Here is a 10,396-nt window from a genome sequence, read left to right on the forward strand (position 1 = left end):
AGTTGGTGTTCCCTGCAACAAATGGTTTGTTGTTCGGGAACCACATAGTGGACGCAAGCAGTCTTGTTATCTTTTTACCAACCCTGGTGTGGAACCGCTTTTGAACCGGTTTCACGGGTGTGGTGTGTGGTGTAAGTTATCGGCCTATTAGTACCGGTCAGCTTCACGAGTCGTTAGTCCTCGCTTCCACATCCGGCCTATCAACCCAGTGGTCTGGCTGGGGGCCTCTCACACACGAGGTGTATGGAAATCTCATCTTGAAGCGAGCTTCCCGCTTAGATGCTTTCAGCGGTTATCCCATCCGAACGTAGCTAATCAGCGGTGCACTTGGCAGTACAACTGACACACCAGAGGTTCGTCCGTCCCGGTCCTCTCGTACTAAGGACAGCCCTTCTCAAATTTCCTGCGCGCGCAGCGGATAGGGACCGAACTGTCTCACGACGTTCTAAACCCAGCTCGCGTACCGCTTTAATGGGCGAACAGCCCAACCCTTGGGACCTACTCCAGCCCCAGGATGCGACGAGCCGACATCGAGGTGCCAAACCATGCCGTCGATATGGACTCTTGGGCAAGATCAGCCTGTTATCCCCGAGGTACCTTTTATCCGTTGAGCGACGGCCATTCCACAATGTACCGCCGGATCACTAGTCCCGACTTTCGTCCCTGCTCGAGATGTCTCTCTCACAGTCAAGCTCCCTTGTGCACTTACACTCGACACCTGATTGCCAACCAGGCTGAGGGAACCTTTGGGCGCCTCCGTTACTTTTTAGGAGGCAACCGCCCCAGTTAAACTACCCATCAGGCACTGTCCCTGACCCGGATTACGGGCCGAAGTTAGATGTCCAAAGTGACCAGAGTGGTATTTCAACGATGACTCCACCCGAACTGGCGTCCGGGCTTCAACGTCTCCCACCTATCCTACACAAGCCACTCCGAACACCAATACCAAACTATAGTAAAGGTCTCGGGGTCTTTCCGTCCTGCTGCGCGTAACGAGCATCTTTACTCGTACTGCAATTTCGCCGAGTTTATGGTTGAGACAGCGGGGAAGTCGTTACTCCATTCGTGCAGGTCGGAACTTACCCGACAAGGAATTTCGCTACCTTAGGATGGTTATAGTTACCACCGCCGTTTACTGGGGCTTAAATTCTCAGCTTCGCCTTGCGGCTAACCGGTCCTCTTAACCTTCCAGCACCGGGCAGGAGTCAGTCCGTATACATCGTCTTGCGACTTCGCACGGACCTGTGTTTTTAGTAAACAGTCGCTTCCCCCTGGTCTCTGCGGCCCCGATCCCCTCCCACCAGCAAGTGGTGTTCAAGGTTGGGGCCCCCCTTCTCCCGAAGTTACGGGGGCATTTTGCCGAGTTCCTTAACCATAATTCTCTCGATCGCCTTAGTATTCTCTACCTGATCACCTGTGTCGGTTTGGGGTACGGGCGGCTAAAACCTCGCGTCGATGCTTTTCTCGGCAGCATAGGATCACCGAATCCCCCCAAACGGGGGTCCCATCAGATCTCAGGCATCATGAACAGCGGATTTGCCTACCGTTCGCCCTACATCCTTAGACCGGGACAACCATCGCCCGGCTCGGCTACCTTCCTGCGTCACACCTGTTAATACGCTTGCCTCCCAGGATCAGGTCCTGCGCTCCACCAAAACCCTTCACCCACAAGGGGTGTCAGGCAGGTCTCGGGCAGTTAGTATCCCCTGTTCAGCATGGGCGGTTTTTCGCCGGTACGGGAATATCAACCCGTTGTCCATCGACTACGCCTGTCGGCCTCGCCTTAGGTCCCGACTTACCCAGGGCAGATTAGCTTGACCCTGGAACCCTTGATCATTCGGCGGACGGGTTTCTCACCCGTCTTTCGCTACTCATGCCTGCATTCTCACTCGTGTAGGCTCCACCGCTGGTTTACACCGCGACTTCACCGCCCACACGACGCTCCCCTACCCATCCAAACGCCTGAACCACAAGGGCTTAGCTAATATTTGAATGCCACAACTTCGGCGGTGTACTTGAGCCCCGCTACATTGTCGGCGCGGAATCACTTGACCAGTGAGCTATTACGCACTCTTTTAAGGATGGCTGCTTCTAAGCCAACCTCCTGGTTGTCTTCGCAACTCCACATCCTTTCCCACTTAGCACACGCTTAGGGGCCTTAGTTGGTGGTCTGGGCTGTTTCCCTCTCGACTATGAAGCTTATCCCCCACAGTCTCACTGCTGCGCTCTCACTTACCGGCATTCGGAGTTTGGCTGACGTCAGTAACCTTGTAGGGCCCATTAGCCATCCAGTAGCTCTACCTCCAGCAAGAAACACGCAACGCTGCACCTAAATGCATTTCGGGGAGAACCAGCTATCACGAAGTTTGATTGGCCTTTCACCCCTACCCACAGCTCATCCCCTCCATTTTCAACTGAAGTGGGTTCGGTCCTCCACGACGTCTTACCGTCGCTTCAACCTGGCCATGGGTAGATCACTTCGCTTCGGGTCTAGATCACGCCACTGCAACGCCCTATTCAGACTCGCTTTCGCTACGGCTGCCCCACACGGGTTAACCTCGCGACGTAACACTAACTCGCAGGCTCATTCTTCAAAAGGCACGCCGTCACCAGAATCAGACTGGCTCCGACGGATTGTAAGCACACGGTTTCAGGTACTGTTTCACTCCCCTCCCGGGGTACTTTTCACCTTTCCCTCACGGTACTGGTCCGCTATCGGTCATTAGGGAGTATTTAGGCTTATCAGGTGGTCCTGACAGATTCGCACGGGATTTCTCGGGCCCCGTACTACTTGGGATACTCTCACAGGCGGTACACAACATTACGGTTACGGGGCTAACACCCTCTCTGGCCGGCCTTTCAAGACCGTTCACCTATGCCTGCACATCACACCCCACCAGCCCGGCAGAACTGGTATGGAAAGTCCCACAACCCCGACCATGCAACGCCCGCCGGCTATCACACATGGAACGGTTTAGCCTGATCCGCGTTCGCTCGCCACTACTAACGGAATCACTATTGTTTTCTCTTCCTGCGGGTACTGAGATGTTTCACTTCCCCGCGTTCCCTCCACGCACCCTATGTGTTCAGATGCGGGTCACCGAGTCACTCGCGCGCTCGGCGGGGTTTCCCCATTCGGACACCCTGGGATCACAGTCCGGTTATCGACTCCCCCAGGCTTATCGCAGATTCCTACGTCCTTCTTCGGCTCCTAATGCCAAGGCATCCACCGTGTGCTCTTAAAAACTTGACCACAAAAGATCAAAAACGCTAATTTTCGAGAGAACCACGAAAACCACTGCACCATCCCGAAAGACAGCACAACAGATCCAGGTTCATATTCTTGGAAATTGCTTCTTATAAAAGATGCTCGCGTCCACTATGTAGTTCTCAAACAACAACCCCAAACCACACACCCCACACACACAACATGCATGATCGGTGCAGCCAGGAAACCAGAAACAAACAAACCCGCAACCCCGCCCCACACGGGACGGAACCACGGCCCTGTTGCCTCAGGACCCAACAGTGTGCCAAACACGAAACCACCCGCACCCACCAGCACCCTTCCAGGAACCCCCGCAAAGAGGAACCGTACTAAGCACCGGAAAGAACCGGCAGCCGCTATTCGTTGATATTCCACCCTTGAGCACCCGCCGCAGAACTTGCGTCTGCGCAACGGGCTGTACTCCTGACAAACCCCCGCACCGCATACACGGCACGAACAATCTGTAGGTGCTCCTTAGAAAGGAGGTGATCCAGCCGCACCTTCCGGTACGGCTACCTTGTTACGACTTAGTCCCAATCGCCAGTCCCACCTTCGACAGCTCCCTCCCACAAGGGGTTAGGCCACCGGCTTCGGGTGTTACCAACTTTCGTGACTTGACGGGCGGTGTGTACAAGGCCCGGGAACGTATTCACCGCAGCGTTGCTGATCTGCGATTACTAGCGACTCCGACTTCATGGGGTCGAGTTGCAGACCCCAATCCGAACTGAGACCGGCTTTTTGGGATTAGCTCCACCTCACAGTATCGCAACCCTTTGTACCGGCCATTGTAGCATGCGTGAAGCCCAAGACATAAGGGGCATGATGATTTGACGTCGTCCCCACCTTCCTCCGAGTTGACCCCGGCAGTCTCCTATGAGTCCCCACCATCACGTGCTGGCAACATAGAACGAGGGTTGCGCTCGTTGCGGGACTTAACCCAACATCTCACGACACGAGCTGACGACAACCATGCACCACCTGTAAACCGACCGCAAGCGGGGCACCTGTCTCCAGGTATTACCGGTTCATGTCAAGCCTTGGTAAGGTTCTTCGCGTTGCATCGAATTAATCCGCATGCTCCGCCGCTTGTGCGGGCCCCCGTCAATTCCTTTGAGTTTTAGCCTTGCGGCCGTACTCCCCAGGCGGGGCACTTAATGCGTTAGCTACGGCGCGGAAAACGTGGAATGTCCCCCACACCTAGTGCCCAACGTTTACGGCATGGACTACCAGGGTATCTAATCCTGTTCGCTCCCCATGCTTTCGCTCCTCAGCGTCAGTTAATGCCCAGAGACCTGCCTTCGCCATCGGTGTTCCTCCTGATATCTGCGCATTTCACCGCTACACCAGGAATTCCAGTCTCCCCTACATCACTCTAGTCTGCCCGTACCCACCGCAGATCCGGAGTTGAGCCCCGGACTTTCACGGCAGACGCGACAAACCGCCTACGAGCTCTTTACGCCCAATAATTCCGGATAACGCTTGCGCCCTACGTATTACCGCGGCTGCTGGCACGTAGTTAGCCGGCGCTTCTTCTGCAGGTACCGTCACTTTCGCTTCTTCCCTACTGAAAGAGGTTTACAACCCGAAGGCCGTCATCCCTCACGCGGCGTCGCTGCATCAGGCTTGCGCCCATTGTGCAATATTCCCCACTGCTGCCTCCCGTAGGAGTCTGGGCCGTGTCTCAGTCCCAGTGTGGCCGGTCACCCTCTCAGGCCGGCTACCCGTCGTCGCCTTGGTAAGCCATTACCTCACCAACAAGCTGATAGGCCGCGAGTCCATCCAAAACCACAAAAAGCTTTCCACCCCCCACCATGCGATGAGGAGTCATATCCGGTATTAGACCCAGTTTCCCAGGCTTATCCCAGAGTTAAGGGCAGGTTACTCACGTGTTACTCACCCGTTCGCCACTAATCCCCCCACAAGTGAGGTTCATCGTTCGACTTGCATGTGTTAAGCACGCCGCCAGCGTTCATCCTGAGCCAGGATCAAACTCTCCGTTGAAGTAAAACAGACACAACCCCCAGCCCCGGGAAAACGGGACAAAAAGGCTGCACAAAATTTGAAACCAGCTGTAAAAACCAGACCACCCACAGGGGCGGATGACCCGGTCAATTCAACCAATCACTAAAACAATTGGTATCAACAAACTTGGCACACTATTGAGTTCTCAAACAACAGACACACCCGGCACCACCACCAGCAAAAAACCACCGTGGATCGCTCCGGAGCAACTTTTCAAACTTACCCGGTTTCAAGGAGCTTTGCAAATCGGCGTTTCCGCGATTTTCGTTGCTCCGAACCCGGCCCCGCCCGCGTTTGGCGCGCCAAGTGGCGAACCATTTTCAGGCTGTTTGCTAAGGGGTTTGGCCGCTATTTTTCCGCTTCAGCGGCGGCGACTCAGAAAACAATACACGGCGGGAAGCCGCTCTGCAAATCCACCCCCTCGGGTGGGGCAGACCCCTGGGAACCCCGGAAATCCGCGGTTTTCAGGGCTCTTTGGCCTTAGCCGGCACCCCTGCGCCGCAACCTCCGGCGGTATGGACTGGCTCACATTTTGCGGCTCCCCTAGCGCACCCTCAGGGTCAGGGAGAAGTCGGCTTGACGGGGCTCAAGCCGGTACTGCGGCAGCACGCCGGGACCACAAGCAGCGGTTCCCACCCCCCTGAGCGCATGGTCCAGATAGAGGTAGCTCCGGCCGTCCGCCTTCAAGTCCGGACGGTGCATTGCAGCGTCGAGGACGTCCTGGCTGTAGGGCCGGACAGTCAGCGCAAAGGGATCACCGGCTATCTCCAGTGCCCGGTCCCCAATCCGCAAAGCAGCGGACCGTACTCCGGACCGGGCGCCGGACTCCTGTGGCCGCACGTAGTCCACGTCCATGTCCGAAAGCGGGAGCGAGAACCAGCCCGTCCGCGCTCCCTGCCCCGTGTCCGGGTAGCTCTGGTGGGGGCCCTGGCCGAACCAGCTCACCAGCTCCGTCTCTTCTCCCAGCACAAGTTCCAGCCCTATCCGCGCCCATTCCACGCCGGAGCCTCGATTGGCCCACGCGCCGTCCGGCCGGACCGACGTCCGAAGCCCGACAGCTTCACCGTCGCTCGTCCACGCATAGTCCACAAATACTCCGTACTGTTTGTCCGCAGCACCTACACGCGTCCGGACGGTCAGGACTTCGCCACCGTTCCGCCCGCCGTCGGCAGTGAGGCCGGCACTGGACCCAGGGGCGGGGCCGGCAGCGCGGTCCGCAGTGATACCCAGCAGCCGGGTGTGGAGCCGGTTGAGGCCGGCATCCTTCCACTGGGCGGCCAGGGGACGCTCGTCGGCACCGCCCCATTCACGGCCAAGGTCGTTGTCCGTGGGGGCCCACCACAGATTCAGCGCGAACTTTTCCACCGGGATGCCGCCTATGGAGGTGGGCATGCCCGTCACCCGGCTGAAGACAACAGGTCCCAGCGTCAGGTCACCGTCCCGGACGTCCACGGCTGCAGCCGGCGCCGGACCGGCCGGAGCGTCAGGCTCCCGGACAGACTGCCCCCAGGCAAGCTCGTGACCCGAGGCAGCCCAGGCCGAATCAGCGGCGAGGACTGCACTGACGGTGAGCACCGCAGGCCGGCCGTCATGTTCCGCAGCGGCGAGGGCGGCGACACTGGCGGGCAGCTCAATGACCGCTTCCGCCCGGGGAGCCACGGGCGGAACGTCCGAAGTGCCGGCGGCGAGGGTCCTGCCGCCGGCTTCCACCGCATAACGGAAGCTGAATGCAGCGGTGTCCGCAAAGTCCTGGCCGTTGCGCACCGTGAAACCGGACCAGTCACCTGCCACCGCTATGCGCAGTGGCTCGATGACCTTCTTGAAGTCCAGCAAGCCGGGCCTGGGTCTGCGGTCCGCATCAACCAGGCCGTCGGTGACGAAATTGCCGTCATGAACTTCCTCGGCGAAGTCCCCGCCGTAGGCGTAGTGCTCGCCACCGTCCGGGGAGGCGACGGTGATGCCGTGTTCCAGCCACTCCCATACGAAGCCGCCCATCAGGCGCGGGTACTTCTCGAAAAGCTCCTGGTACTCGCTCATGCCGCCGGGGCCGTTGCCCATGGCATGGACATACTCACAAAGGACAAACGGCATCGCCCTGCGCCGGGCATCCAGCGCGGCATTTTCGAGCGCCGGCTCAATCCCCTGCCCGATCAGGGCCGTTTCTGCCTGGCTGGCATACATCCGGGAGTAGACGTCGACATGCGCGGAGGACCAGTCGCCCTCGTAGTGGATGGGGCGGGAAGGGTCCCGGTCCTTGGTCCAGCGGGACATGGCGGCGAGGTTCCTGCCGGTCCCCGCCTCGTTGCCGAGCGACCACATGATCACCGCGGGGTGGTTCTTGTCCCGTTCAACCGTGCGGCGCATGCGGTCCACCAGCGCCGTTTCCCACTGCGGGTCGTCGCTCGGGTTCCGGGCCCAGCCGGCACTCTCAAAGCCATGGGTCTCGAGGTCGCACTCGAGCACAACGTAGAAGCCGAGCTCGTCGGCAAGTGCCAGGAAATCCGGGTGCGGCGGGTAATGGGAGGTGCGGATGGCATTGATGTTGTGCTGCTTCATGAGCCGCAGTTCGGCCTCCACTACGTCCCTGGGAACCACCCGGCCAAGGCGCGGATGGTGTTCGTGGCGGTTGACGCCGCGCAGCAGGATCCGCCGCCCGTTGACCTTGAACTGCGCGTCCTCGATGGCGATGCTGCGGAAGCCGAACCGCAGCTCCACGGACTCTCCGGGGGTGCTGACTGTGGCCTCATAGAGCCGGGGCACCTCCGCAGACCAGGGTTCGACGGCGGGGATGCGCAGTTCCGCGCCTGCGGGCAGTTCCGCATCCAGTTCGGGAACGCGGACGACGGCGTCAATCGCCTGTCCGCCCCGGGTCACCTCGACCTTGAGGGTGCCTTCGCCGGTGGCGTGATCGTAGCCTGCGTGGACGAAGACGTCGTCGATGCCGGCCTCAGGCCTCGCCTGGAGCGTGACATCCCGGAAGATGCCGGGGAGCCACCACATGTCCTGGTCCTCCACGTAGCTGGCGGCCGAGAACTGCGCCACGCGCACGGCAAGGGTGTTCTGCCCGTGGACCAGGATCCCGGACACATCGAATTCATGGGCCAGCCTGCTGCCGCGCGTAGTTCCGAGCTCCCTTCCGTTCAGCCACACGGTTCCCGCGGACTCGATGCCGTCGAACCGCAGCAGGGCGTGGGGGAAGAATTCGGGGCCGGCCTCAAAGACGACTACGTGGTCGCCAATGGGATTGGCGTCCGGCACATGCGGGGGCTCCACGGCGAAGGGGAACTGGACATTGGTGTAGGCGGGGGACCCATGCCCGTGCATCGGCCAGCTCGATGGTACGGGCAGGCTCTCGAACCCGTCCAGGTCCTTGCCCCACTGCCAGCCGGCTTTCGGCGCGGTCCGGATTCCGGAACTGAGGCGAAACTGCCAGTCCCCGTTCAGCGACAACCGTGGTGCGTCGCTGTGCAGGTAAGCGCGCGGAGGCAACGTGCCCTTGCCGGGTTCAACAGATTCCAGGTCCGTGATCCCACCAGCACCAAGATCCAGGCGTCGGGCTGCTGAACCGGGGATGATTTCGGGCATGCTGTCCGCCATGGCGGCAAGCGAATGGGCTGGCATGGGCTTCCTTGCTTCAGGGAGGCTGCGGCTGTGGTGCGGGGAACCGTGTCTCGCTCGCCGTACGTGAACGTTCACGGCCGCGCTTCAAGCCTAGCCGTTCAGGTCTGCTTTGAGAAGGGTCAGGCCGACTGGCGAAGCACCAGCTGATGCTTGAGGATCAAGGAGGCCTCCGGGCTCCCAGCCTCCACTGCGCCGGACAGCAGGTCTGCCACGAGTCCGACGGCGGCCCGGCCTACTGCACGCAGGTCCAGTGCGAGCGTGGTCAGCTCAGGTGAGACCAGCTCGCCCAGGGGTATACCGTCCATCCCGATCACTGCACAGTCCCGCGGCACTGCCCTGCCGGCGGCATTGAGGGCCTTAAGCGCTCCCGCCGCCATCAGGTCGTTGAACACCAGGAGCCCGTCGACCGTGCCGTGCTGCTCGAGCAGGGAGCGGACTGCATCCCGTGCCGCCGGGGCGGTGTCCTGCGCCTCGAGGATGATGATGTCAATGCCGGCGTCGGCGGCCGCTGCCGCAACAGCGAGCCCGCGGGTGGTGGCCTGCCCGCCTTCGTCCGAATCGAGGTAGGCGATCTGCCGGCGCTGTGCCGCCAGAAGGTGCTCCAGTGCCATGCGTGCCGCATGGAAGTAGTCAAAGGAGATCCGGCCGGCCGCCTGTCCCGCCGGGTAGTCCAGGACCACCACAGGACGCCGTCCCATCAAGGACTGGGCTTGCTGCGAGCTGGCCCCAAGGTATCCGATCAGGGCATCAACCTGGGGCGCGAGCCGGGCCACGGCGTCGAGGCCGCTTCCGCTGCCGTGGCCAAAATCATCCATCACCACGTTCCAGCCCCGCTGCGTGGCTTCCTCCACCACGCTGGAGGCAAAGGCCGGGAAATACGGGTTGGTGAGGTCCGGAATGGCCAGCCCCAGTGAGGTGCGGGCGCCCTGCACCAGGCCCTTCGCGAACCGGCTAGGCGAATATCCGAGCTCTGTTGCCAGCGCCTTGACACGTTCACGGGTGGCCGCGCTGATGCCAGGCATGTCGTTCATGGCCCGGGTGACTGTCTGCCGGGATACTCCTGCGGCGGCCGCCACGTCCAGGATGGTGGCGCGGCGGACCTGTGGGCCGCTGGAGCTAGAGGTCATGACGGTAAGTCTAGGGGGGCTGTGGGTGGTGTGGTGGTGTGTGGTTTTTAAATGCGGGAGGCCCCAACCTGGTGGTTGGGGCCTCGACCTAATGGTTGTCCGGCGGTGACCTACTCTCCCACACCCTCCCGGGTGCAGTACCATCGGCGCTGTGGGTCTTAGCTTCCGGGTTCGGAATGGGACCGGGCGTTTCCCCCACGCTATGACCGCCGTAACCTTGTTACCCGTCCGCCCGGGTGTGATCCCCGGGGGTGGGAAGTGTTGTGGTTACAACATGCTTTCCTGCCCGTGTGAGGGCAGGGTGGTGTTGTTATTCAGTTGGTGTTCCCTGCAACAAATGGTTTGTTGTTCGGGAACC

The 10,396-nt window shown here is 60.4% G+C and carries 2 protein-coding genes and 3 rRNA genes; all 5 read right to left on the bottom strand.

Annotated elements, in window-relative coordinates; all coding sequences use genetic code 11:
* Positions 1-126: 126 nt before the first annotated feature.
* A 23S ribosomal RNA gene (locus tag ACQ3DC_RS20850) occupies positions 127-3,253 on the bottom strand.
* Between the two features lie 493 nt (positions 3,254-3,746).
* Positions 3,747-5,269, bottom strand: a 16S ribosomal RNA gene (locus ACQ3DC_RS20855).
* Together the 16S and 23S rRNA genes form the textbook arrangement of a ribosomal RNA operon.
* Before the next feature lie 564 nt (positions 5,270-5,833).
* Complete coding sequence (locus tag ACQ3DC_RS20860) at positions 5,834-8,911, bottom strand: glycoside hydrolase family 2 TIM barrel-domain containing protein (protein ID WP_430753109.1); 3,078 nt, start codon at positions 8,909-8,911, stop codon at positions 5,834-5,836.
* 119 nt (positions 8,912-9,030) lie between these two features.
* Complete coding sequence (locus ACQ3DC_RS20865; RefSeq protein WP_430753110.1) at positions 9,031-10,038, bottom strand: LacI family DNA-binding transcriptional regulator; 1,008 nt, start codon at positions 10,036-10,038, stop codon at positions 9,031-9,033.
* A 97-nt stretch (positions 10,039-10,135) separates the two neighbouring features.
* Positions 10,136-10,252 (bottom strand): 5S ribosomal RNA (gene rrf / locus ACQ3DC_RS20870).
* Positions 10,253-10,396: the final 144 nt, after the last annotated feature.

The organism is Paenarthrobacter sp. NEAU-H11, from assembly GCF_050573415.1.
Taxonomy (GTDB): domain Bacteria; phylum Actinomycetota; class Actinomycetes; order Actinomycetales; family Micrococcaceae; genus Arthrobacter.